This is a genomic window from Clostridium estertheticum subsp. estertheticum, assembly GCF_001877035.1.
GTDB lineage: Bacteria > Bacillota > Clostridia > Clostridiales > Clostridiaceae > Clostridium_AD > Clostridium_AD estertheticum.
The window spans coordinates 3,714,836-3,739,324 of record NZ_CP015756.1; the positions used below are offsets into that span (position 1 = coordinate 3,714,836).

General features: G+C 30.6%; 23 protein-coding genes and 2 other annotated features. Of the genes, 6 read left to right on the forward strand and 17 right to left on the reverse strand.

What is annotated here, in order from left to right; genetic code table 11:
- The first annotated feature begins 64 nt into the window (after window positions 1-64).
- Entirely contained in the window at window positions 65-1,435 is a 1,371-nt protein-coding gene (locus tag A7L45_RS17395) for a nucleobase:cation symporter-2 family protein (RefSeq protein WP_071613955.1), read from the forward strand.
- A 95-nt stretch (window positions 1,436-1,530) separates the two neighbouring features.
- Here the strand turns inward: A7L45_RS17395 and A7L45_RS17400 are convergent, their stop codons facing one another.
- From A7L45_RS17400 to A7L45_RS17410, 3 genes are all read right to left on the reverse strand, one after another.
- Window positions 1,531-2,409 carry an aldose 1-epimerase family protein gene (locus tag A7L45_RS17400; RefSeq protein WP_071613956.1) on the reverse strand — a complete coding sequence of 293 codons (879 nt, stop codon included), beginning with the start codon at window positions 2,407-2,409 and terminating at the stop codon, window positions 1,531-1,533.
- 52 nt (window positions 2,410-2,461) lie between these two features.
- Window positions 2,462-2,842, reverse strand: a complete 381-nt coding sequence (locus tag A7L45_RS17405) for a L,D-transpeptidase (protein ID WP_372445196.1) — start codon at window positions 2,840-2,842, stop codon at window positions 2,462-2,464.
- Window positions 2,843-2,970: 128 nt separating this feature from the next.
- Window positions 2,971-3,828, reverse strand: coding sequence for a MurR/RpiR family transcriptional regulator (locus A7L45_RS17410; protein ID WP_071613958.1), 858 nt, complete (start codon window positions 3,826-3,828; stop codon window positions 2,971-2,973).
- Window positions 3,829-4,073: 245 nt separating this feature from the next.
- On the opposite strand from A7L45_RS17410, the gene A7L45_RS17415 reads away from it, so the two are divergent.
- Window positions 4,074-4,238, forward strand: coding sequence for a zinc ribbon-containing protein (locus tag A7L45_RS17415; RefSeq protein ID WP_224617039.1), 165 nt, complete (start codon window positions 4,074-4,076; stop codon window positions 4,236-4,238).
- A 121-nt stretch (window positions 4,239-4,359) separates the two neighbouring features.
- On the opposite strand, the gene A7L45_RS17420 is transcribed toward A7L45_RS17415, so the two are convergent.
- Complete coding sequence (locus tag A7L45_RS17420) at window positions 4,360-5,097, reverse strand: hypothetical protein (RefSeq protein ID WP_071613960.1); 738 nt, start codon at window positions 5,095-5,097, stop codon at window positions 4,360-4,362.
- Window positions 5,098-5,391: 294 nt separating this feature from the next.
- A complete protein-coding gene (locus tag A7L45_RS17425) occupies window positions 5,392-6,066 on the reverse strand; it encodes a hypothetical protein (RefSeq protein WP_071613961.1) in 675 nt (224 codons plus the stop codon).
- Between the two features lie 270 nt (window positions 6,067-6,336).
- Between A7L45_RS17425 and A7L45_RS17430 the strand changes: the two genes are divergently transcribed.
- From A7L45_RS17430 to A7L45_RS17440, 3 genes are all read left to right on the forward strand, one after another.
- The gene (locus A7L45_RS17430) at window positions 6,337-6,966 is read left to right on the forward strand and encodes a hypothetical protein (protein WP_071613962.1); all 630 of its coding nucleotides are present in this window, start codon (window positions 6,337-6,339) and stop codon (window positions 6,964-6,966) included.
- A gap of 75 nt (window positions 6,967-7,041) precedes the next feature.
- Window positions 7,042-8,442 (forward strand): amino acid permease, encoded by a 1,401-nt coding sequence (locus tag A7L45_RS17435; protein WP_071615032.1) that lies wholly within the window; start codon window positions 7,042-7,044, stop codon window positions 8,440-8,442.
- A 61-nt stretch (window positions 8,443-8,503) separates the two neighbouring features.
- Window positions 8,504-8,860, forward strand: a complete 357-nt coding sequence (locus A7L45_RS17440) for a YtxH domain-containing protein (RefSeq protein ID WP_071613963.1) — start codon at window positions 8,504-8,506, stop codon at window positions 8,858-8,860.
- Window positions 8,861-8,943: 83 nt separating this feature from the next.
- On the opposite strand, the gene A7L45_RS17445 is transcribed toward A7L45_RS17440, so the two are convergent.
- From A7L45_RS17445 to A7L45_RS17495, 11 genes are all read right to left on the reverse strand, one after another.
- A complete protein-coding gene (locus A7L45_RS17445) occupies window positions 8,944-9,813 on the reverse strand; it encodes a methionyl aminopeptidase (protein ID WP_071613964.1) in 870 nt (289 codons plus the stop codon).
- A 155-nt stretch (window positions 9,814-9,968) separates the two neighbouring features.
- Window positions 9,969-11,813 (reverse strand): ABC transporter ATP-binding protein, encoded by a 1,845-nt coding sequence (locus tag A7L45_RS22950; RefSeq protein ID WP_071613965.1) that lies wholly within the window; start codon window positions 11,811-11,813, stop codon window positions 9,969-9,971.
- Window positions 11,814-13,538, reverse strand: coding sequence for an ABC transporter ATP-binding protein (locus A7L45_RS22955; protein WP_071613966.1), 1,725 nt, complete (start codon window positions 13,536-13,538; stop codon window positions 11,814-11,816). It abuts the gene before it with no gap.
- A gap of 323 nt (window positions 13,539-13,861) precedes the next feature.
- Complete coding sequence (locus A7L45_RS17460) at window positions 13,862-15,226, reverse strand: ABC transporter substrate-binding protein (RefSeq protein ID WP_071613967.1); 1,365 nt, start codon at window positions 15,224-15,226, stop codon at window positions 13,862-13,864.
- 35 nt (window positions 15,227-15,261) lie between these two features.
- The gene (locus A7L45_RS17465) at window positions 15,262-16,083 is read right to left on the reverse strand and encodes a carbohydrate ABC transporter permease (RefSeq protein WP_071613968.1); all 822 of its coding nucleotides are present in this window, start codon (window positions 16,081-16,083) and stop codon (window positions 15,262-15,264) included.
- Window positions 16,083-17,003 (reverse strand): carbohydrate ABC transporter permease, encoded by a 921-nt coding sequence (locus A7L45_RS17470; protein WP_224616874.1) that lies wholly within the window; start codon window positions 17,001-17,003, stop codon window positions 16,083-16,085. Before A7L45_RS17470 ends, A7L45_RS17465 begins: the two co-directional genes overlap by 1 nt.
- Window positions 17,004-17,198: 195 nt before the next feature.
- Entirely contained in the window at window positions 17,199-17,930 is a 732-nt protein-coding gene (locus A7L45_RS17475) for a glycerophosphodiester phosphodiesterase (RefSeq protein WP_071613969.1), read from the reverse strand.
- 151 nt (window positions 17,931-18,081) lie between these two features.
- Complete coding sequence (gene cls, locus A7L45_RS17480) at window positions 18,082-19,563, reverse strand: cardiolipin synthase (RefSeq protein ID WP_071613970.1); 1,482 nt, start codon at window positions 19,561-19,563, stop codon at window positions 18,082-18,084.
- 190 nt (window positions 19,564-19,753) lie between these two features.
- The gene (gene ilvB / locus A7L45_RS17485) at window positions 19,754-21,418 is read right to left on the reverse strand and encodes a biosynthetic-type acetolactate synthase large subunit (protein ID WP_071613971.1); all 1,665 of its coding nucleotides are present in this window, start codon (window positions 21,416-21,418) and stop codon (window positions 19,754-19,756) included.
- Between the two features lie 27 nt (window positions 21,419-21,445).
- Window positions 21,446-21,712: an ACT domain-containing protein gene (locus tag A7L45_RS17490; RefSeq protein ID WP_071613972.1), complete on the reverse strand. Its 267-nt coding sequence runs from the start codon at window positions 21,710-21,712 to the stop codon at window positions 21,446-21,448.
- A gap of 65 nt (window positions 21,713-21,777) precedes the next feature.
- Window positions 21,778-21,953: a binding site (T-box leader), on the reverse strand.
- A 133-nt stretch (window positions 21,954-22,086) separates the two neighbouring features.
- Window positions 22,087-22,351 (reverse strand) — a binding site (T-box leader).
- Window positions 22,352-22,507: 156 nt separating this feature from the next.
- Window positions 22,508-23,227, reverse strand: coding sequence for a polysaccharide deacetylase family protein (locus A7L45_RS17495; protein ID WP_071613973.1), 720 nt, complete (start codon window positions 23,225-23,227; stop codon window positions 22,508-22,510).
- 178 nt (window positions 23,228-23,405) lie between these two features.
- Between A7L45_RS17495 and A7L45_RS17500 the strand changes: the two genes are divergently transcribed.
- A complete protein-coding gene (locus tag A7L45_RS17500) occupies window positions 23,406-23,666 on the forward strand; it encodes a thioredoxin family protein (RefSeq protein WP_071613974.1) in 261 nt (86 codons plus the stop codon).
- 40 nt (window positions 23,667-23,706) lie between these two features.
- On the opposite strand, the gene A7L45_RS17505 is transcribed toward A7L45_RS17500, so the two are convergent.
- Window positions 23,707-24,390, reverse strand: a complete 684-nt coding sequence (locus tag A7L45_RS17505) for a copper homeostasis protein CutC (RefSeq protein WP_071613975.1) — start codon at window positions 24,388-24,390, stop codon at window positions 23,707-23,709.
- Window positions 24,391-24,489: the final 99 nt, after the last annotated feature.

The window sequence follows — 24,489 nt, forward strand, 5'->3', positions numbered from 1 at the left end:
TTAATGTGTAAACAATACACTCTTTTAACATTAAAAATTCATATCTTTTTAGGGGGTTATATCCATGTCGAAATCAAAAAATGTAGACATTGTAAAGATAGACAAAATAAATGAAATGCTTCCAATTGCTCAACTTGCTACGCTAGGCCTTCAGCATGTCCTTGCAATGTATGCAGGCGCAGTTGCTGTGCCTCTAATTATTGGTGGTGCTGTGGGTTTAACACCAGCCCAACTTTCACTTCTAGTGGCTGCTGACTTATTCACTTGTGGTATTGCGACACTATTACAAGCAATTGGAATAGGATCCTATGTAGGAATTAGGCTACCCGCAATTTTAGGTTGTACATTTGCAGCTGTTGGCCCACTAATCATTATAGGAAAAAGTTTAGGAATGCAAACTGCCTATGGCTCAATAATGGTCGCCGCAATCATAGTTATACTTATTGCACCATTATATGGTAAGATACTAAAGTTTTTTCCGACTATAGTTACGGGCACTGTTGTTACAATGATTGGTCTTTCCTTAATTAATGTTGGTGTGACTAGTATTGGTGGCGGTTCTCAACTTCTAGGATCAAAAGATTTCGCAAGTCCAAGAAATCTTCTACTTGCAGGCTTTGTAATAATCGTAGTTCTTCTTTCAAATAAATATTTCAAAGGATTTTTTCAGGCGATTTCTATTCTAAATGGAATAGTTTTAGGAACTATAGCCGCATCATTTATGGGAATGGTCGATTTTTCCCAGGTTGCAAATGCAAAGTGGATAAGTTTAGTACATCCTTTTAACTTTGGTTTGCCTAAATTTGATTTAGGTTCAACAATTATGATGAGTTTTGTAATGCTTGTAGTAATGATTGAATCAACAGGAACATACCTTGGTATAGGTAAAGTCTGTGGTAAGGATATTACACAAAAAGATATTGTACGTGGACTTCGTGCAGAAGGAATTGCAACATTTTTAGGTGGCATATTTAATTCCTTTCCTTATACCACATTCAATCAAAATTTAGGACTTTTGGCACTTAGCAAAGTAGTAAGCCGTTTTGTTGTTATCGCTTCTGGTATCATACTTATTGCGCTTGGCTTGATTCCTAAATTTGCAGCCTTAGCGACAATTGTTCCTCAACCAGTTATTGGTGGAGCTACAACTATAATGTTTGCAATGGTTGCAGTAGCTGGAATACAAATGCTTGCAAAAGTAGATTTTAATAGAAATTCAAATATGTTAGTTGTTGCCTGTTCTATTGGGATAGGCCTGGGAATAACTGCTGTACCTACCTTGTTTGATCAAACACCTACAATTTTTAAATCAATATTTGGTAGTGGCATAGTTTCTGCTTCAGTAGTTGCAGTGTTACTTAATGCTTTCATGAATCACGATGATAAAAATGCTCACACCGATATAAAACTCTCTGAAACAAATTTGGATGCATGATTCTAAAATTTTAGTATTAGTAGCCCAGAGATATGGATAACTTATATTAATAAGTTATCCTCTAAAATGAAGTTTGAAATATTAACTAACAAGTATTATTCTATTATAGATATCTTATAACTATATTTAAATTCATGTCCACTAGTTAATAAAACAGACCCCTCCTTCTCCTTAAATTCACCAGTAAAATCTTCATAATCAGCATGTCCAAACCAGGGTTCAATACATAAAAATGGTGCCCCCCCTTTTGGTGCCCATATTCCCATATAAGGAAATCCTTTAAATTCTACTGATACGGACTTCTCATGATTTTTTGACTTTATAGTTATTTTATCAGATTTTAAATCGTCAAATACTAAAGCATCATCTTTAAATAACTCTTTTGATAAAACCATGATATCAGTATCATTTAAAGCCTCTTTTCTCTTATGTGAAAAATACCCCTCTTTAGTTATTTCCATTCTATCGCTTGTTTCTTTCTCATTAAATTCAAGATAATAGTCTTCTATTTTTTCATTTTTTTCAATAGGACACATAAAAGCGGGATGTGCACCTATTGAAAATGTTATATCCTTATTATCTAAATTTTTAACATTGTATGTTACCTTAACAACATTTTCTTCAATTTTATAATTAACAAACAAAGAAAATTTATATGGATATATTTTCATAGTATCCTCAGAATATTTTAATTCAAAGGTAATTGAATCATTAGTTTGTGATACAAATTTAAAATCTGATATCCTACCAAATCCATGAGATGGTAGCTCATATATATTCTCATCAATCCTATATTTTGAACCTACTAGATTTCCGACTATTGGAAACAAAATTGGTGAATGATACTTCCAATATTTCGAGTCTCCATTCCAAAGGTACTGCGTTCCTTCTTTCTTCCCAGTTATAGAATGTAGTTCTGCTCCCTGAGTACTGGCTGTTATTTTAATTATTGAATTTTCTAAAGAATAAATCATCAGATACTTCCTTCCTAATACACTTTAAATTCTTATGTTAGCGGTCTTGCTTTTACACGATTTTTACTGGAGTACCTACAGGTACTAAATTATAAAGTTCAATTATATTACTATTATAAGTTCTGATACATCCATTAGAAACAGACTTACCAATAGAACTTGGGTTATTAGTACCGTGAATTCCATAATCTCCACCAGGAACATTTAGACCAAGCCATCTTGCACCAAATGGTCCTCCTGGGTTAGAGGCTTTATTTATAATTTTAAAATTTCCCTTAGGTGTAGGCGTGGTAATTTTACCTGTTGCTATAGGATATGTCTTAAATAACTTTCCTGCCTTAAACAAATTTAACTTTTTAGCATCAACATTAACTATAATATTATATCTAATAGCACGATAAAGAGTTTGTTCATCATAATTATAATAACGTATAAACATATTTCCTCCAATTATAAAGTAATCTTTTTATAATATGCTTAAAAATATAAATTGCACCAAAAATATAGATTATACTAATTTATTATGTTTAATAGATATAACAGTCTACCTAACGCTATTCTTTATTTATAAACTTTATATTCTTCCCATATATTTTCTAGAGTAGAAAATGTACTTGAAATCTTTTCTTTTTCTCTTAGTCCAACAGCTATGATTAAAGCATTCATTACACTAAATGGCGCTACTAAGGAATCAACAAAGGAAGTCATATTACTTTGTGCTATTAGGGTATAGTTAGCCTTCTCTGCTAATGGGGATAATAAACTATCTGTAATTACAATAATATTGGCATTCTTGCTTTTAGCAAAGTCTAAAGCTTCTATTGTCCTCATTGTATATCTAGGAAACCCTATCCCAATCACTATGTCTTGTTCATCAACATTAAGCAGCTGCTCGAATATGTCACTAACGCCATAGGCAACTACCTTAACATTATCTAATATAAAATTTAAATAAAAGCCTAAGAATTCAGCTAATGAAGATGAATCCCTTAGCCCAATTATATATATTTTTTTAGCTTTAAATAGTGAATTAACTATCTCATCAAAAGTTTCATAATTTATATTTTCTAAAGTAGTTTTAATATTTTCCATATCAGCTTTTAATACACTTCTTAGTGCATTTTCTTGGGTCATGTAATCATTAGATAATTCAATTCTTTGCACAGTGGTTAATTTATTTCTAATTAACTGTTGAAGAGATTTTTGTAGTTTAGGATAACCACTAAATCCTAACTCGCTTGCAAATCTTACAACAGTTGATTCACTCACTCCTATACTTTCACCTAATTTATCAGCTGTCATAAACGCTGCCTTATCATAATGTTTTAAAATATATTCGGCTATCAGTTTTTGACCTTTACTTAAACGTGGAAGTTTAAGTTGAATAGTTCTCATCAAATCTTGTTTACTATTTTCCATAATCAGTTCAACCCTTTCTATATCAATTCCAACTAACTAAAATAAAAATATTCAACAGATGATAGCATGGAATTTTTATTTCATTTTATCACCTATTGAACTCGGTTTCAATAAATTATTCATTTTATGTAATCCTTATGTATTTATTGTTATAAATAGCTAAAGACATTAAAACTATTGCTACTTCATCCTCTAGTATTGTTAAAATAATTTTACTATGCTAAAATTACATTGGCAATAATTTAATAAAAAAAAGAGGTGAATTCCATATGTTATACTCAACTGGTGAAAAGCCTGGTAATGGAAAATATGTTTGTAAAATTTGCGGGCAAAAGGTAATATTAGATGATACTACTGATACTTTACCTCCCTGTCCTAAATGTAAAAAAACAAAATATAGAAAGTCTTAATATAAATGTTTTTGTTTTTTATAGATTTGGAGAAGCATCTTTTCGATGAAATCTTCTCCTTTTAATTTTGCTAAAAACAAATGTTAAATTACTCCTTGATTAGTTCGCATTACATTCAAATTTAATATTCTTTTAATATTATTATTTTTTCCTCTTCAATAAAATTACATACGAATGAAATTATTTCTTTTTTTTCATAATTTTTTATTCTATATTTACAATCCAATTTTTTTATGGATTTATCAGCTTGTATATTTAAAATAAACTTGCCTTTCTCATATTCCAAAAAAGTTAAACTTTCAACTTTTTTATATGTGACAAGTTGTGCATGTTCAATGATTTTATTAGAAAAGGCACCTGTATTAATAAAAATACCACTTTCATAAAAATTAAGATATTTATTTGCCAAATAATCCAAAGGCAAATCAATTACTAATATAATAATAATGAAAATATCACTTATGAACTCAAGTTTTGAGGCACTCTGGTGCATAGTTATAGACTGAAACGTAAGTATTATAAGAAATATAAGATTATATGTTCCTGCATACTTTACTTTTATTGATATACTCTTTAGTCTCGAGTAATTCCTTTTTAAAAGGAATGATTTTATATCTTTAATTATAACAAACACAAATAACATTAAAAATAATGAGAATAAAAAATATTCAAATTTCTTAAACTTTAAAGACAACACGGAAAGCCCTAAAAATCCAATCATTGCTAAAACAGCTATTATTCCATCTCTTATTTTAGTTTTGCTTTTTTCTATTTCAGATCTCATCATTGTGGAAACAAATGCAATAATAATTAAACATATAACTATAATAGCAACATCATATTTAGACCCACTATACATATTAATAGATTCCCCCTAAATTTTTTATTTTAATTGAAATATATACCATAAACCATATTTTATCATATATCTAACTATAAATGAGTGTAAAAGATTAAACAATATAAAAAAAAGCCATACTCAAGTATAGCTTTATGTTTTACTATTAAATTATTTCTAGAGGTTTACCAAGCTCAACATTTTTAACTATACTTGCAAATAGTCTACATTAAGTACTATAAATCTATAGTTAAGTAAATATTAAAAAATAAAAATCCTGAATTAATCCAAGACTTTTATTTTTATGCAACTATTCTATTTTATAAGTGTTAAAGCATTTAAAAGACCTAAAAGTCTAGTTGCTAAAGTAGTTAACTCTGTGTTCTTTTTTGTATATTGTTCAAATACACTATCTAATCTTTCATTTAATTTTTCAAGGTGAGTTTTTTCTACGGGTACTACAGGCATTACAACGACACTAGTTGGTACAACTGCTGTAATTACTGGTTTTACACAAACTTTCTTAGTAGTGATATCTTTTACCGATAACAAAACTGAATCAGCTTCAGTTTTTACTAATGGATCTAATGCTATCTTACTATCTTCAATTCTTTTTAATTCTACCTTAACTGCTTGTGCATTTTTAACAATTGTAGTCTTCAAAACCTTATTAGCATCTTTAACTGTTTCTATTTTATCCATTTTAACTTTTAGAGCTGCTTTATCTTCTACACTAATAACTGGCTTAATTTTATCACATTTATTTTTATTTCCAGTTTTGAGTTCTTTATGACTCTTATATGTATGATTTTTAACAGATTTTACATCACCTTGCTGAGTTTTTTCATTTTTTAAATCTAATTTTTGTGCTACAGCCATTGTTTTTACGCAATTTGCATCTTTATTTCGTTCACTAGCATAAACCCCAGATGATATACCTATCGATAATGTTAAAGTGAGTACAAATAAACCTAAATTTGCATGTTTCATGTTAATTCCTCCTCATATCATTTTAATGTAAATAACAATTATTAATCGTTATCCCATATTTATCAATTCTCTTTTATATACGATATATGTATGATTTATTAGAGGGTTTTTAAATTTTACTTGAAGTTAATTTTATTACGGTTTACGATTCTACTAAAATAAACACTCTTACTGTTTTATTGTTTTGGTAAGTTTTAGTCGACTTTAGTTGACATTTAGTTGATTTAGTTGTATGATAAGATTATCAAATAAATTATAGGAGGGTTTGTATTGTTAATTTTTGATGACTTATGGTTGGTAAGAACCAATCCTGAAAACATTAATAGATTAAAAGAGTTTTTGGAAAATGACATAATTGCAATAGGTTGGAGTAACTTAATTGACTTAACAGGTATGCCTAAAAACACTCTTCTTAAGGAGCTTGCTAGGAATAACTATTCTTGTTCAAATGTAAAGCTCGGTGTTATCAATCAGTTTGTAAACAATATTCAGGTTGGTGATCTATGTATTATCCCTAATGGAGATAAAATATATCTTGCAAAAGTTACAAGTCCATATTATTATGATTCAACTAAAGTAACTGAGGGTTATCCTCATCAAAGAAAAGTTGAATTTATTAACAAGGACAACCCTATTAGTAGATCTAGCTTACCACAAGCTGTTCGAAAATCATTAGGCGCACAAAATTATGTTGCACATCTAAAACATCGTATAGGTGAATTTAAGGCGTTTTTAACTGAAATTGAAACTACTACTGACAATATTGATTTACATGAAAGCTTGATAAAGTTGTTACCATTGGCAATAGAAACTATAAAGAATGCTATGGAAAGTGATGATGCTGAGCGAAGGTTTGATGCATCCATTGAAGTGCTTAGATTAATGCAGAAATATGAATAACTTTTTTAAAATTACTAACAAAAGAAAAATAATATACGCGAGGAGACAAAAATTTTGAAACTTATTTGGAAGAGAATGTGGAAGAAAAAGTCCCTAAAAATGGAACTTAAAGCTGCCAAAAAAACTGATTTAAAAAAGAATCTTACATCAACTGACCTTGCAGCACTTGGAATAGGAGCAGTTCTTGGCACGGGAATTTTTGTATCAACAGGTGTTGGTGCCCATATGGCAGGCCCGGCAGTTGTATTATCATTTATTGTAGCTGCAATTACAAGCGGACTTTGTGCCCTTACCTATGCAGAACTCGCTACAATGTTTCCAGTAGCAGGTAGTACTTATACATATTCATATATTGCTTTTGGTGAAATTATAGCCTGGATTATAGGATGGGATCTAATGCTTGAATATTTAGTCTCCTCCGCTGCAGTTGCATCCGGTTGGTCAGGAACATTTGTAGGGCTGTTAAACTCTGCTGGACTTGATTTACCTAAAGCAATCTCTGTTGGACCATCGGCCGGTGGAATTATTGATTTACCAGCCGTTCTAATAGTTGGCCTTGTAACATGGATATTATTTATTGGCATAAAAGAAAGTGCTAAGCTAAATAACGTCATAGTCTTAATTAAAATTGGTGTAATTGTTTTATTTATAGTACTTGGTGTATTTCATATTAGTGTAGCTAACTATAGACCATTTTCTCCTTTTGGATGGAAGGGTGTAATGGCAGGGGCTTCAATAATGTTCTTTGCATATATTGGTTTTGATGCAGTATCAACAGCAGCTGAAGAAACTATAAATCCAAAGAGAGATGTACCCCGTGGACTTGCTATTTGCCTAGGAGTTGTAATTGTGCTTTATGTTGCAGTTGCAGTTGTTATAACAGGCATGGTTCCATTTAAAGAAATTAGTCAGAATAATGCTATTCCAGATGCATTGAAACAGTTTGGTATTAACTGGGGAGCTGCTCTAGTTGGAACAGGTGCGGTTATAGGAATGATTTCCACATTACTTGTAATGCTTTATGGTCAGATTAGAGTATTTATGGTTATGTCAAGAGATGGACTACTTCCAAAGGTATTTTCAAAAGTTCACCCAGTTCACAAAACACCTACACTTTGCACAATAATTACAGGTAGTATAGCTGCTATTATGACAGGACTTTTGCCCTTAGAGGAGATAATAAAACTATGTAATATAGGTACATTATTTGCCTTCATTCTTGTATCTATCGGTGTTATAGTACTAAGGAAAACTATGCCAGATGCTGAAAGAAAGTTTAGATGTCCTTGGGTACCTTTTATACCTATCCTAACTATAGTTGCTTGCGTTTATTTAATGACAGCATTACCTCTAGAAACATGGATTAGATTTATAATTTGGTTATCACTTGGGCTATTAATTTACTTTGTATATGGTAGGCATCATAGCATACTTCAACATAGTAAACCAAGACAATATAGTGATACAAATTCATAATATTAAAATCTACATTTATTAAAAAATAATAAGTATTTAAAATTTGAAGGAGGAAATAATTATGGTATTTTCAAGTTGGTTTAAGAATAGGAAAATAGAAATGAAAAAACAAGCAAGAATTAGGACTGCTAAAAAAGTGGCTATTGGTACTGTAGCAGGAAGTCTTAGTGGCTTATTAGGTGGTTTACTTTTTTCACCAAAATCTGGTAAGGAAACTAGAGATGATATTGTTAAGTCATCAAAAGATATTACAAACAATATAAAAGAGAAAACTACAGAACTTAAAGACACTATAGACAATAAAGTTACAGATGTTAAAAGCAGTGTAACAGAATCTAAAACAAAAATCTCTGAATACTTAAATGGTAAAAAAAACTCAAAAGATAATGCTACTGATGACGAAATTCCATCTAAATAATATTATAAAGTAGGTATTTAAGTAAAAGATTATATAAATATTAAAGCACCACATTCTTTATGAGTGTGGTGTTTTTATATTATCTATTTTGATATTATCTCTATACCATCCTCAGTCACAAGAATTGTATTCTCCCATTGTGCTGAAAGAGATCCATCAGATGTATATGTAGTCCATCCATTATCTTCATCAATGAATATTTTATGGCTTCCAACATTTATCATTGGTTCAATTGTAAATACCATCCCTGGTGCTAAAATCATACCTGTTCCTTTACTCCCACAGTGAGATACAAATGGGTCCTCATGAATATCTAGTCCAACTCCGTGTCCTCCAAAATCTCTAACTACTGAGTATCCATTACTCTGTGCATATTTTTGTATAGCTGCTCCTATATCTCCTAAAAAGCCCCAAGGTTTCACTGCTTCTAGACCCTTATTTAGACACTCCTTTGTAATTTCTACTAACTTCCTAGCTTCATCACTTACTTCTCCAATCATAAACATTCTTGATGCATCTGAATAATATCCATTAAGGATAGTAGTTACATCAACATTTATAATATCACCATTTTTAAGTATTACATCTTTACTTGGTATTCCATGACATACTTCATCATTTATTGATGTACAAAGACTTTTGGGAAATCCCTCATAATTAAGAGTAGCTGGAATTCCACCTCGAGATATTGTATATTCATGAGCTAGTGTATTAATATCTTCTGTGGTCATTCCTGCTTTAATAGTCTCACTAACTAAATCTAAAATGCCATTATTAATTTCAGCACTCTTTCTTATTCCCTCAATTTGCTCTTTATTCTTAATAAGCTTTCTTTTGGGAACTGTGCAGCATTGTTTCTTCAAAACCTGTAATTTTTTATCAAAATCTAAATGGCACTCATTATATTTTAGTCCACTTTTACACCAACATTTATCATCGTTACTTAAAATCATTATACACTCTCCTATATTAATATTTTAACTATGGGTATGATTATTAATAAATCTTATCCAATTAATCTATCATTTAATAATTCTACCATGAAAAAGCAATCATATACCGTCCTATCATCAAAAAAACTTCTTAGTTAGCGAGTACCATTCTCTTACTACTCATCACTATTATTATATTGATTAAAATACATGTTATAATATTTGCCTTTTTTATTTATAAGCTCCGCGTGGTTTCCCATCTCTATAATTTGACCATCATCTATAACCATTATTTTGTTTGCATCTCTTATAGTACTTAGCCTGTGAGCTATAATAAAACTCGTTTTACCCTTCATTAGTTTGATCATAGCTTCCTGTATCCTAAGTTCAGTTCTAGTATCAACACTACTAGTAGCTTCATCCAATATTAATATAGATGGATTCGTAAGTATTGCTCTTGCAATAGCTAAAAGTTGTCTTTGTCCTTGGCTAAGATTACTTCCACTCTCAGAAAGTAATGTCTCATACCCCCTTGGAAGCCTCCTTATAAATCCATGTGCATTTGCCATTTTAGCTGCATTTTCAATTTCTATATCCGAGGAATTTAGATTGCCATATTTTATGTTTTCTTTGATAGTTCCTGTAAAAAGATAGGTATCTTGAAGCACTATACCAAAACATCTTCTAAGGCTATCTCTTGTATATTCCCTTATGTCAACGCCATCAATATATATTACTCCACCTGTTACATCATAAAATCTTGTAAGCAAATTTACAATTGTAGTCTTACCTGCCCCTGTTGGACCCACAAGCGCTATGCTCTCACCAGGATGTGCTTCAAAACTAATTTCTTTAAGAATGTTCACATCTTTTCTATACCCGAAATACACGTTACTAAATTTAACATGTCCCTTGGATTTATTAAGCTCCTTTGGCTCTTTTACATCTTCTGTTTCTTCCCCCGTATCTAGTATTTCAAATACTCTTTCAGCTCCAGCTAAAGCCGATTGCAGTGTATTAAACATATTTGCCAAATTATTAAGTGGCCGTACAAATTGCCTTGAATAACTTAAAAAGCTGGCAATTACACCTACTGTAATTATGCCATCTACTGCTAGAACCCCACCCACTCCAGCTACTGCCGCAAAGCCAATATTGTTTATAACATTCATAATTGGCATTAGGAATCCAGAATATATTTGAGCTTTTAATCCAACCTTGCACAATCTCTGATTTATTTCATCAAATTCTTTCACTGTTTTATCTTCATGATTAAAAGCTTTTACTATATAAACTCCAGATATAGTTTCTTCAATTTGTCCATTTAGTTTTCCGAGTTCCATTTGTTGAGATTTAAAAAGCTTTCCTGTCTTTTTAGTAATGGAGCGAGTTAACAAAAATACTAAAGGCACTGTAATTAAACTTGCTAGGGTTAATATAGGGCTTAAAATTATCATCATAATAAATGACCCGAGTATAGTTATAACGCCTGACATTAATACAACCGCAGATTGAGAAATAGTAGAGCTAACATTATCAATATCATTTGACAATCTACTCATAATATCCCCATGACTATTTGAATCAAAGAAAGCCATTGGGAGCTTTTGGAGTTTTAAAAACAAGTTATTTCTTATAGTTTTAACTATTCTTTGACTAGAACTTGCCATGGCAAATCCCTGAAATAAACTTATAGCCGCATCTGCCAAATAGGATACTAGTAATACAACTACTATTATGCTTAGTAGATTAAAATCTACTTTTCCATTATTAGATGACATAGCATTCACGGCTTGCCCTATAAGAAATGGACCTATTAGTACAATAGCCGAATCTATTATTATAAATATAAATATTATTATTAATGTTTTTCTTTCACTTCCAAAATAACTCCACAGTCTTCTTAAAGTTTTCCTGAAATTTTTCGGTTTTACTACAGGTGCCCTATTCCTTGTGCCTCTAACACCATTAAATGGCATAGAAACGTTTTTATTATCATCTTTATATTTATTACCTGACATCTACATCATCTCCTTTCCAATTTGAGAAAGAAAGATATCATTGTATATTTCACAATTCTTTAAAAGTTCTGAGTGACTTCCAATCGCTTTTATTTCCCCATTGTCTATCACTATTATTTTGTCAGCGCTCATTACAGAAGTTATTCTGTGAGCTATTAAAATGCACGTTAAATCCTTAGAATATTTTTTTAAGCTATTCCTTATCTTCATTTCTGTATCTGTATCAACCGCACTAGTTGCATCATCAAGTATTAGAATTTCAGCTCCTTTCACTAGTGCTCTTGCTATAGATATCCGTTGCTTTTGTCCTCCAGAAAAATTAACACCACCTTGGCCAATTTTTTCATTATACCCTTCTGGAAGTTTATCAATAAAATCAAAAGCCTCTGCCACTTTTAGTGCTTCCTTAATTTCATCGATACTTGCCTTCTCACTTCCCCATTTCATATTATCTAATATGCTTCCAGAAAACAGAAGTGCTTTTTGTGGCACTATTGCAATCTTCTCTCTTAATGACTTTATATCTAACTCCTTAATATTTACACCATTAATTTTTATTTCTCCACTTATTACATCATAAAACCTAGGTATTAAATTCACAAGAGTACTTTTCCCTGAACCAGTTGATCCTATTATTCCAACAGTTTCTCCCGGGTGGCAACTAAATGATATGTCCTTTAATATGGGCTCTTTATCCTTATTATATGAAAAATATACATGCTTAAAATCAACCCTTCCTCTATCTTTAGAATTATCTATAATTTTCTTTCCATTAACCATACTATTTTTTTCGCAGAACACTTCGCTAATACGATCTGTTGATGCTCTAGCGCGTACAAACATTGTAAAAACATTAGTTACCATCATAAGTGAGAATAATATTTGTGTCATATAATTTGTAAATGCTATTATTTCTCCTACATGCATACTGCCTTTGTTTACATATATGCCGCCTATCCAAATCACCAATATAATACCAACGTTTACTATAAGTCCAATTATAGGACTGAAAACCGATGTTATTTTCATAGCTTTAGTAGAAGACTTCGTAAGCAAAGTATTTTTGTCCTTGAACCTTTCTATTTCATATTCAAATCTATTAAAAGCTTTAACTACTCTTACTCCTGATAAATACTCCCTCATAACTCCATTAACGCTATCAAGAGATTCCTGAACTTTAATAAAATATGGGAGTCCTATTTTCATATTAAAATATATAAGAATAGCTGCAATTGGTACAATAGCAAATAAAATCACAGATAACTTTAAGTTTAGTCTTGTTGCCATTATAATACTTCCTATGCCCACAATTGGTGCTTTAACAAATATCCTCATAAGTCCATTAATAAAATTTTGAACCTGAGTTACATCATTTGTAAGCCTTGTAACTAGAGTACCTCCTTCAAATCTATCAACATTTTCAAAAGAGAATCCTTGAATTTTTTTAAATAGATCAGATCTAAGTTCTGCTCCAAGTTTTTGTGATACATTACTTGCCATAACATTACGTATACTTGCAAATATTGCTCCAAATCCAGCAATTATAAGCATAATAATTCCCATTTTAATTACATAATTCAAATCTTTATTTGCAACTCCTGTATCCACTATTTTGGACATAATCATTGGTTGCATCAAATCACAGAATGCCTCGAGTATTACAAAAAATACTGCTATGCAAAATCCTATACCATACTTATGAGCATATGCTTTTAAATATCCCAAAGTAACTTCCCCCTCCTTGCGACATGGCTTCAAACACCTTATTGGTTTTGACTATTAAATTAATTCTCCCACTCAGCAATCCGAGACCTGTATAAATTATACAGCATATTATTATAGATTCCCACTGTATTATAAATCATGTTTGCATTATTATCACATTAATCAGCTCCGCAGGAGATGATTTAACAGCTCTGCAGGAGATGATTTAACTAAAGCTTAATTCATTGCATTTAGTATAGCTACATAAAAACCCGCAATATCCATTTCTGAATTTTACGGGTTTTAGAATTACTTCTAATTGACTTTGTCATAAATGAATTTATTTATTTATTAGTTTTATTGTATTTCTCAATAGCACTATTTGCTGTTTTTGCTGCATTGTCTAAGGCTTCTTGTGGTGTTTGTTTTCCTCCAAGCATAGATTCGATATTTATTTCAGTTGCAGCTCTTGCTTCTGGGAATACACCGAGTAATGCTCCTTTTGAATCAGGAGTAGATGCATGTAATTGGTTTATAGCTGTTTGAAATTGTGGGTATTTGACTAAATTATCCTTAACCTCTTTAAGATTATAAGCCTGTTTATTAACAGGAAAATATCCAGTATTTGCATTCCAATACGCTTGCTCTTTAGCTGATACCATGAACTTTAGAAATTCCCATGATGCTTGCTGTTTTGCTTCATCTTTTTTATCCATTATCCAAAGAGACGCTCCTCCTATAGAAACTCCACCTTTGTCCGTACTATTAACTTTAGGTAAAAATCCTGTTCCTACCTCAAACTTCTTATTTACACCATTTAAAACTGAACTTAGAGATGCCGTTGAATCTAAGTACATTGCTGTATTACCAGCCATAAATGCATTCTGAGTATCCTGGGTTTTACGTCCGAAATTTCCTACATCACCTGAGTCAACTAACTTTTTCCATTCATTTAGCACAGTTAGTCCACCACCATTTTTGTTGTATTCAACTGTTGTTGCAGCTACGGTTCTTCCGTTACCATTGTTTGCATAATTTTTACCTTGCTTAATCATAAATTGTTCAAAAAACCAAGCATATATAGGCATTGCATATCCATATTGAGTTACTTTACCCGATGCATCCTTTTTTAAAAGTTTTTTTGCCATAGTTTCAACTTCTGTTAAAGTTTTAGGTGGAGTATTTGGGTCAAGTCCCGCAGCTTTAAATGCAGTTTTATTATAGTAAAGTATTGGTGTTGAAGAATTAAAAGGCATAGAATTCAATTTTTTATCTACTGTATAATATGCTAGGAGGTTTGGCTCAAGAGTAGAGGTATCATATTTTTCCTTATCAATAAAATTCTGAACTGGAACTATAGCCTTACTATCAATCATATATCTTGTTCCTATATCATAAGACTGCATAACATCGGGGCCCGAATTACTTAACTGAGAACTTTTCAATTTATTAAGCGCTGAATCATAATCACCTTGGAATTGAGCAGTAACCGTGATGGTTTTTTGAGAATCATTAAAATCTTTTACCAATTTATTAAGTGAAACTCCTAGGTTTCCACCCATCCCATGCCAAAATGTTATGTTAACATGTTCTGCTTTGGCGCCCGTTACTGTTTTAGAACTTGATTGCTTAGCTTCGCTACCACACCCACTTAGCATTGAAGCTGAAATCATAACTGCAAGCATTGTTGAAACCAGTCTTTTTTTCATTAATAAATCCCCCTTAAAACATATGTTTTTTATTATTAACCTTTAACTGACCCTGACGTCATTCCATCAATTAATTGTTTTTGACCAATTATAAATATAAATATAGATGGAATTATGATTATTATAATTCCTGCGAGCATCATACCAAATGATTGTACTTCTGAAGATTGAAGCATCGTCATTCCAATTTGAACTGTCCTCATCTCTGGTTTACTTGTTATAAGTAAAGGCCACATATATTGATTCCAAGTTAATAGGAACATATAAATTCCTAGTGACCCAATTATAGGTTTTGAAATAGGCATAAGGATTTTAGTTAAAAACTGAAGCCCAGTGCATCCATCTATGATTGAAGCTTCTTTAAGTTCTATAGGAACTGTTAAAAAATATTGTCTCATCATGAAAATCCCCATAGCTGATGTTAAATATGGTAATATGAGCCCTGTATATGTATCTAGTAAATTCAATGAACTTATTGTCAAATAGTTAGAGATAATAATTGCCTCTCCAGGGACCATTACTGTAGCAATTATTATTATGAATAAAACTTTTTTCCCTTTAAATTCATAAAATGCAAAAGCATAAGCACTAAGACAAGAAGTTATTATTTGCCCAATAGTTACAGCTGTTGAGACTAAAAAGCTGTTAAATATAAACCTAAATATAGGAATCGCCGCTACTACCTCTTTATAGTTACCAAGGAAAAAACTCTTAGGTAAAAATTTTGGTGGCATAGTATGAATTTGATCTGTCGTCATAAATGTTACTGATAGTGCATATAAAATTGGAGAAATAATAAGTAACCCCACAGCAATATTTGTTATAAGCAAAATTATATTATTTTTTTTATTTTCCATTAAGAGTAATGCACTCCTTTCTTTTCATAACTAAATTGAAACATTGCTATAACAAACATAAAAATGAATAATATAATTGACTGAGCAGATGCGGTATCAAACCTACCATTAAAAAATGCTTCTCTATAAATAGAAAATACCAATACATTTGTTGAATTTCCAGGTCCACCATTCGTTAATATATTTACTTGTCCAAATGATTGAAATGCATTCATAATATCCATAAATACCATAAAAAATAATGTAGGTGATATCATTGGAATAATAATCTTAAATAATTTTCTAAAATATCTTGCCCCATCAATAGATGAACTTTCAAGTATTTCCTTTGGAACATTCTTTAGACCAGCTAAAATAAATATGAAGTTTACTCCTATATTCATCCAAATGGTTACAAACGCAACAGAAAATAGTGCCCAATGTGGATCTATTAACCACCCAATGCTTGTTTTTAAAATATTATTTAGCATTCCTATACTTGGGTGGAAAATTATCCCCCAAATAATTGATGCAGATGCTGATGATACTGCTATTGGAACAGCAAACATTACCTTTGATATTCCAATTCCTTTTACTTTGTTGTTTGCAAGTAGTGCTAAAAAAAGACCAATAATTACGGATGGAATAGTTGTAATAACAACAAATTTCATTGTCACAACTAGACTATTTATAAAATCTGCTGAAGTAAATATCTCTACATAATTTTGAATACCAATAAATTCTTGAAATCCTCCATGAGCATTTGTTAAACTAAAACTCATATATAAAGTTTTTAAAAATGGATAATAAACAAACAATCCAAATAATAATAAACTGGGAAATAAAAATGCATATGGTTCTAATTTTCTTTTTAAACCTATCCTAGTCTCTTTTAACTCCAGTTTGATTACTTCTTTTTTCGTTGAAATAATTTCACTCACTGTATTCTCCCTTCTAATTCATATATTAATTTATTACAATTACTATTGTAGATGCTATATGTTAAGGAAAAAGGTAATTATTGTTAAGGTTAAGTTAAGTGAATTTTTGCAAACTTTAATCTATATTGCTCAAAAAATAATGAACCCCATTGTTTTATTAAACAATGGGGTTCATTATTTTAGTTAAATTAGTATTTATTTTTTAAGATTAATTAATACATTCTTTAATTTATCCGGATAATTAGTAATTATTCCACTAACACCAGCTTCAATTAACTTTTTCATAGCTTCTTCACTATTTACTGTAAAAGGATTTACTAAAAGGCCCTCTTTTTTTGCGTCATCAATAATTTCCTTATTAATAGAAATATAATATGGATGCAACGCATCTGCCCCAGTATATTTACAATATGCTTCAGGATGATAAAGTCCAGCCATGTATAAAAGCCCTGTTTTTATTTCTTTAGAAATCTCTTTGCAATGTACCATAGAGTAGTGATTAAAACTAGATAATATTACCTTGTCTCCATAATTATATTTATAAATCATCTCTATAAGTTTTTCTTCAATGCCTGGATATATAACTTCACCATTTTTTATCTCTAAGTTTAATAATATGTTATTTTCTTTAGCTAAAATAATTAACTGCTCAGCAGTAGGTATCGTTTCATTATTATAATTATCATTAAACCAAGAACCAGCATCCAATTTATTTAAATCAACAAATCTAAAATCTTTTACAAGTCCCGTTCCATTTGTGGTTCGGTCTACATTCTCATCATGAATAAGCACAAGTACTCCATCCGAAGTCATCTGAATATCAGTTTCAATGCCAGTAGCCCCGAGTTCAATTGCTTTTCTAAAAGAAAGCATTGTGTTTTCAGGAAAATAGCCACTAGCACCCCTATGTGCATAATTAATTACCATATAAATACCTCCCATTATATTCTACTCTCTTAGTATAAGAAACTGCTAGAATAAATATTACTATTTTAAATCCACTTATAATTACATTATAAATTAACATTGTTATTAGCAGATTAAAACAATGTTAATTAACAACATACTTTGTTAAGTTTCAAGCAATAGGAGTAATAAAACGCCAAACAGATTCATAGATCTTTTTCCACAAACCACGCTTAGAATAAGTTTCTATATCAAATATCGTACAATCTTTGATATCATTTAAAAATGTATCACGACATTTAATAGCAAATTCATTATTATAAACAAATGCATTAATTTCATAATTAAGACTAAAACTTCTAATATCAATATTTGCAGTTCCTACTGTTGAAACGTGGTCATCTATAACAAGTGTTTTTGCATGAAGAAAACCTGAATGCAGATATACCTTTACTCCATACTTTAAGAGTTTTGCCACATTTAATAATGAAACAGCATAAATAGGTTTTTTATCTGGTATACCAGGAAGCATTATTCTAACATCAACGCCACCAGCAGCTGCCATCCTTAGCGCATCTAATATAGTTTTATCTGGAATAAAATATGGTGTTTGAATATATAAATATTTTTTGGCAGTTGTAATCATCTTAACGTAACTATCTTTTATAGAGTCATTTCTACTACTAGGCCCACTTGAGAGTATTTGAACTCCTATGTTTCCTTCTTCAATAGGATCATAAAAACTTTTTAGTAACCTTTCATCAAACTTTAATTTAGCCCTATTTATCTTTCTAAAGCTTTGATTTTGCAAAAAAACTAAATCAGACCAAAATCTTGTTTGAAATGAAAGTACACTGTAACCAGTCAAACGTATAGTTGTATCCCTCCAAGGTTTATTTATTTTTTTCAAACCAAAATATTCGTCACCCACATTAATTCCACCAGTATGAGCAATTTTACCATCTAAAATAACTATTTTTCTATGTAATCTGTAATTTACAAGCAACAAGCTTTTTATAATAGATGGCAAAAATCTGTACACATGCCCACCAGCTTTCTTTAACTCCTTAAAATCACTCATATGAGTATGTAAAGACCCAATTCCATCATATATTAAAGTTACTTTTACTCCCTGGCTTGCCTTTTCTTCTAAAAGAGATATAAATTTTTTACCAATTTTATCTTTTGCTTTAAAAATATAATACATTACTTCAATGCTTATTTTAGCATTTTTAATATCTTCAAAAACCATAGAAAATGTTTCCTTAGCATTTAATAAAAGCTCTACTTCATTATTTTGAGTAAAATAACACATTATATTTTTTGAGTTCATGGTAATCAAATCTCTATATTTTTTAGTTTCTACCTCTCTAAATTGTATTTTATCCGTATCAATATTATGAATGTGTTTCTCTAGCACTTTATTATACTTTTCTTCTATTTCCCTCATACCATACTTTTTTGACATGATACGCATTTTATATTTACTACCAATCAAGAAATAAAAAATAAAACCAATATAAGGTAAAAAAAAGAATACTAAAAGCCATGCAAATATAACTCTCGTATCACTTCGTTTTATAAAAATCAGTTTCAAAACGGACATTATATTAAACACATATATAAATATTAAAAAAATAGTTGATAAATCCATGTTGTGTCCCCCATAAGTATTATATTTTAGGTGATTAAGTGCAACCTACACAATCACTATTATACTTCAACTAACATTATAAATATTAGTTATATTAAAAAAAAATTCAAAATAAGCCACTTATGGTATGAAGTGGCTTATTTATAAAATAAAAATTTATATATATTAAATATTACTGACAATCATTATTTCACTCTAATACTAATTCCTTTATAGATTTCCCCGGCGGCACGATTGGGTATACGCCTTCCTCTTTATCTATTACACAATCTATAAGCATAGGCCTTTTTTCTTTCGTTACTATTTCGAGTACATTCTTTAATTGATCCCTACTTGTAACTCTATATGCTTCAATACCATAAGCCTGTGCAAGCTTTACATAGTTTACCTCATCACCAATATCTGTTTCACTATATCTTTCATTGCTAAACATTCTCTGCCACTGTCTTACCATTCCTAAGGTATGATTATTCATAATCACAGTAATTATAGGAAGTTTATATTTTGATATAGTTTGAAGTTCATTGCAGCTCATTCTAAAACTTCCATCACCAGTTACTAGTAGAACCCTTTTGTCTAAATTACCCATCTGACTTCCAATTGCAGCCCCTAATCCAAACCCCATTGTTCCAAGGCCTCCTGAAGTTATAAATGTTCTAGGATACTTGAATTTCCACATTTGGGCAGTCCACATTTGATGTTGTCCTACATCAGTTACAACAATTGTATCTTCCTCAAGAGCTCCATTCAAACATTTGAGCACATCAACATGCGTAAAACTATTTTGTTTTATATTTGTATTATTTGTTACCTTGAGGTTCTCTATCTCCTCACGCCATACCTTTCTATCCTTTTGATCCATATTAGAAATTAAACCTTCTAGTATCGTATTCATATCTCCAACTAAAGATAAGTCTATGCTCTTATTTTTATCTATCTCAGTCTCATCAATATCAATCTGAATGATTTTTGCAGCTGGTGCAAATTCATCTGCTTTTCCAATTACTCTATCACTAAATCGTGCACCAATTGCTATAATTAAATCACTCCTTGTCACTGCTAAATTTGTTTCGCGAAATCCATGCATTCCTACCATTCCAAGAGATAATTTATGATCTCTTGGAATGGTACCAAGTCCCATTAATGTATTTGCCACAGGAATATCGCAAAGTTTCGCAAACTCACAAAATTTCTTTGAAGCATTAGCTGTTTTAATTCCACCACCAGCATAAATTATAGGTTTCTTTGAAGACTTAATCATAAGAACTGCCTCTTGTATTTTTTTCATCTCTATATTAATAGTTGGTGTTTGTATTTTATCTTCTTTTTCTACCATTTTATATTCCGTTTCACTTAAGAATATATCCTTTGGGATATCAATAAGTACTGGCCCCGGTCTTCCACTTTTGGCTATTTCAAATGCTTTTCTTATAATACCTGTTAATTCTTTTTCATCTTTTACAATGCAACTGTGCTTTGTAATAGATAAAGTTATTCCCATTATATCTATTTCCTGAAAAGAATCACGTCCAAGCAAACTCCGTGCAACCTGCCCAGTAATTACAACCATTGGAATCGAATCCATATAAGCCGTTGCTATTCCAGTTATAGTATTCGTTGCACCAGGACCTGAAGTTACAAAACATACACCAACCTTTCCTGTGGACCTTGCATACCCATCTGCTGCATGAACTGCCGCTTGTTCATGAGCTGTTCTAATGTGAGTGAAATAATCAAGTTCATCATATAGTGCATCATAGAGTGGAATCACAGCTCCACCTGGATATCCAAATATAATATTTGACTCTTGCTCTTTTAGACACTTAAGTACTATTTGAGCTCCATTAAGTAACATATTATCACCTTCTTTTTAGTTTTTTAATTAAATCATCACCTGCGGTGCTGCGATCTCAACCTTAACTTCTTCAATTTCATATACATTTATAATTTTTCTAAGCTGCATCATCGCTTGTTCTATCCCTAAATTAGAATATTCCTCTATTGTTATCCTTAAATCTGAATATCCATCAATTTCAACTTCTGTCATTACTAATCCTTTTATTTTAAATTCTTTTCTCCTTAAAGTGTTTGTAACTCTTACTAATGCGTCTATACCATGTTCCACCTTTGCACTTATAGTTTTATACATTACAACTCCCCCTTTTACTTTCAAATAAAAAATCTTCCATCCCTATAAGCATAATTAATTATGTTTATAGGGACGAAAGATTCGTGGTACCACCCTAGTTCGTAATTCAAATTAATGAATTACCTCATTATTTTTACAGCTCAGGAGTGATTATTACATATCCTTAAAACATCAACTCTCAGCAACCGTTGACTCTCTGTAGTTTTAAATGTGATATTTTTATCTCCTTCATAGCTTTATTCATTATTTTATTATATTTTTTATACCAGTAAAATTTAAAACTAAAACTTCTTGTATTGACAATTATACTTATCTAAGAAAACTATTTCTTAAAATAAAAAGTTTTCATCCCTATAAACACATATATATATGTTTATAGGGACGAAAACTTTCGTGGTACCACCCTAGTTTATAATTCAAATCAATGAATTACCTTATTATCAGCTCCAAGAAATCAAATTTAAATCACAAAATCTCTTTAAAACCTAGCCTTATAACGGTGGCATCCGTCCATGTTTACTTTATTTCAACTAAGAAGCTCTAGAGTGATATATTTGTTCCCACATAACACCAATTCTCAAAAATTATTGGTTCTCTGTAGTTATGCCTTGGAATTTTTTTCTCCATCATCGCTTTATAAATTTTATTTTAAAACCAATCTTAATACATATAATATTCTAAATTCACACAATTGTCAAACAATTTCATATGTTTTTATAAAATTCTTTTATTCTTATTACCTTTAAAACAAACAGCCAGTTAATATCATTTTAACTGGTCATTTTGACGTGTTTATTATTTGTTATTTTTAATTGGAAAATAAACTTCAGGTGTTTTATCATTAATAATTTTAAATTCATATCCATGATCTTTATAAAACTTTATTACTCTAGGTAATGCCTTACACGTGTTTTTATGCATATAGTCACAATGCATAAGCAGCATTATAGGATGCTCCCTAACTGTTGTTTTAGTTGCTTCTCTATATAACTTGTCAGGAGGAGTATTACAATTAACTCCATCGGACATAACAGCATTCCAATCATATACTTTAAAATTATACCCATGAAGTTCTTCTAAAAAACCTTTAGTTAAATGTTTGCTACTACCCGAAGGAAATCTTATTATTGTTGGTTTAACTCCTATAATAGAATTAATTTCATCCTGAGATTTAAGCATCTCAGATATAAATCCTTTTCTACTTGAATATATCTTATTATATGTGTGGGTATAAGTATGCAGACCTATACCATTACCCTGCGTATATATTCTTTTTACCATATCCTCATAACCTTTTATTTGATTTCCTATAAGAAAAAAAGTAGCATTTACACCATTTGCTTTAAGTATATCCAGAACCTTATCTGTCATAACACTTGGTCCATCATCAAAGGTTAAATAAATTACTTTTTCATCATTTTTACTTAGTGTAGAATAAGCCATTGCTGTTTGGCTCCCTAAGAAACAACCTAAAAATAAAAAAATTGTGAACATAGTTAAACTTTTTCTCTTCATATTATACCTCCATAAATATAGTTAATCTTAAATATATATACATTCTTAAATTATTGTTACCTAATCTATACAAAATTAAAATACTTTTTTATTAGAAATAAAGTAACAAGATAGTGTATAATATCTTGTAAGATTCAAAACAATATATACTTAAAATAAAAATAGGTGGTGTTAATAAATGAAACCTGTATTAATGTTTATAACCGACTGGTGTCCTTACTGTAAACAAGCACATTCTATTATTACAGACTTAAAGAATACTAATCCAGAATATGCAAACATTGAAGTTAAAGTAATTGATGAAGAACTCCAACCAGAAATAGCTAAACAATACGATTACTATTATGTCCCTACATTCTATGTAGACGGGGTTAAGATACATGAAGGCGTGCCATCCAAAGATATTATTCGTAAAGTATTCGACGAAGCTTGCAAGTAGTTCTATGTTATTAGTAGCCAGAGGTAGGTAACGTAGTTACCTACCTCTGGCTACTAATAGTATTAACTAATATTTTTAAACTATCAATATTTATTTCTCCAAATACTGATTTATCATTTCTTACTGCAGTTCCAAAATGATACGCAGGTGCCTTTGTTTTTTCATTAACATCTTTAATATTTTCAGCATTTAAACCGCCCCCAACTATTACGTTAATATGTTTTGATTTCTCTACCATATTTTTGATAACTGGAATGTTTTTGAGTATATCCCCTTTTCCACCTGATGTAAGAACGTTTTTAATTTGGCCATAATTCGCTAAAACTTCTATACCTTTAACTGGGTCTAACAGCTCATCAATAGCCCTATGAAAGGTTACATCAATGCCATGACATGCTTTTAAAAGCTTCTCTAAAGAAGGCTCACATATCTCATTTTTTCTATTTAAAACACCAAATACCACACCATTTACATTTAGTTCTTTTGCAATTATAATATCTTCTACCATAAGCTCAATTTCCTCATCTGTATATGTAAATGATTTTCCATGTGGTCTTATCATAACATTTACTGGTATCTTAACACTTTGCACTGCTCTTTTTATTAGAGCATAGCTGGGCGTCAAACCGCCCTCGGATAATGCACTAACAAGTTCTATTCTATCAGCACCACTTTCTTCAATTCTTTTTACATCTCCTATTGTCGCTGCAATAATTTCAATCATTTTTAAGTCTCCTTTGTGAAAATATACTCTAGATTATATCTATTTGTTATTTTACCATATATAATATATTATTAAGTTAATATTTCTATAAACGACACT

Coding starts and splice junctions, on each gene's coding strand:
- cls (WP_071613970.1), bottom strand. CDS start 19,563: ATGGATTTATCAACTATTTTTTTAATATTTATATATGTGTTTAATATA.
- A7L45_RS17400 (WP_071613956.1), bottom strand. CDS start 2,409: ATGATTTATTCTTTAGAAAATTCAATAATTAAAATAACAGCCAGTACT.
- A7L45_RS17465 (WP_071613968.1), bottom strand. CDS start 16,083: ATGGAAAATAAAAAAAATAATATAATTTTGCTTATAACAAATATTGCT.
- A7L45_RS17490 (WP_071613972.1), bottom strand. CDS start 21,712: ATGTATAAAACTATAAGTGCAAAGGTGGAACATGGTATAGACGCATTA.
- A7L45_RS17460 (WP_071613967.1), bottom strand. CDS start 15,226: ATGAAAAAAAGACTGGTTTCAACAATGCTTGCAGTTATGATTTCAGCT.
- A7L45_RS17395 (WP_071613955.1), top strand. CDS start 65: ATGTCGAAATCAAAAAATGTAGACATTGTAAAGATAGACAAAATAAAT.
- A7L45_RS17475 (WP_071613969.1), bottom strand. CDS start 17,930: ATGGTAATTAATTATGCACATAGGGGTGCTAGTGGCTATTTTCCTGAA.
- A7L45_RS17410 (WP_071613958.1), bottom strand. CDS start 3,828: ATGGAAAATAGTAAACAAGATTTGATGAGAACTATTCAACTTAAACTT.
- A7L45_RS17505 (WP_071613975.1), bottom strand. CDS start 24,390: ATGATTGAAATTATTGCAGCGACAATAGGAGATGTAAAAAGAATTGAA.
- A7L45_RS22950 (WP_071613965.1), bottom strand. CDS start 11,813: ATGTCAGGTAATAAATATAAAGATGATAATAAAAACGTTTCTATGCCA.
- A7L45_RS17425 (WP_071613961.1), bottom strand. CDS start 6,066: ATGAAACATGCAAATTTAGGTTTATTTGTACTCACTTTAACATTATCG.
- A7L45_RS17420 (WP_071613960.1), bottom strand. CDS start 5,097: ATGTATAGTGGGTCTAAATATGATGTTGCTATTATAGTTATATGTTTA.
- A7L45_RS17445 (WP_071613964.1), bottom strand. CDS start 9,813: ATGATTTTAAGTAACGATGATAAATGTTGGTGTAAAAGTGGACTAAAA.
- A7L45_RS17500 (WP_071613974.1), top strand. CDS start 23,406: ATGAAACCTGTATTAATGTTTATAACCGACTGGTGTCCTTACTGTAAA.
- A7L45_RS17440 (WP_071613963.1), top strand. CDS start 8,504: ATGGTATTTTCAAGTTGGTTTAAGAATAGGAAAATAGAAATGAAAAAA.
- ilvB (WP_071613971.1), bottom strand. CDS start 21,418: ATGTTACTTAATGGAGCTCAAATAGTACTTAAGTGTCTAAAAGAGCAA.
- A7L45_RS17495 (WP_071613973.1), bottom strand. CDS start 23,227: ATGAAGAGAAAAAGTTTAACTATGTTCACAATTTTTTTATTTTTAGGT.
- A7L45_RS17435 (WP_071615032.1), top strand. CDS start 7,042: ATGTGGAAGAAAAAGTCCCTAAAAATGGAACTTAAAGCTGCCAAAAAA.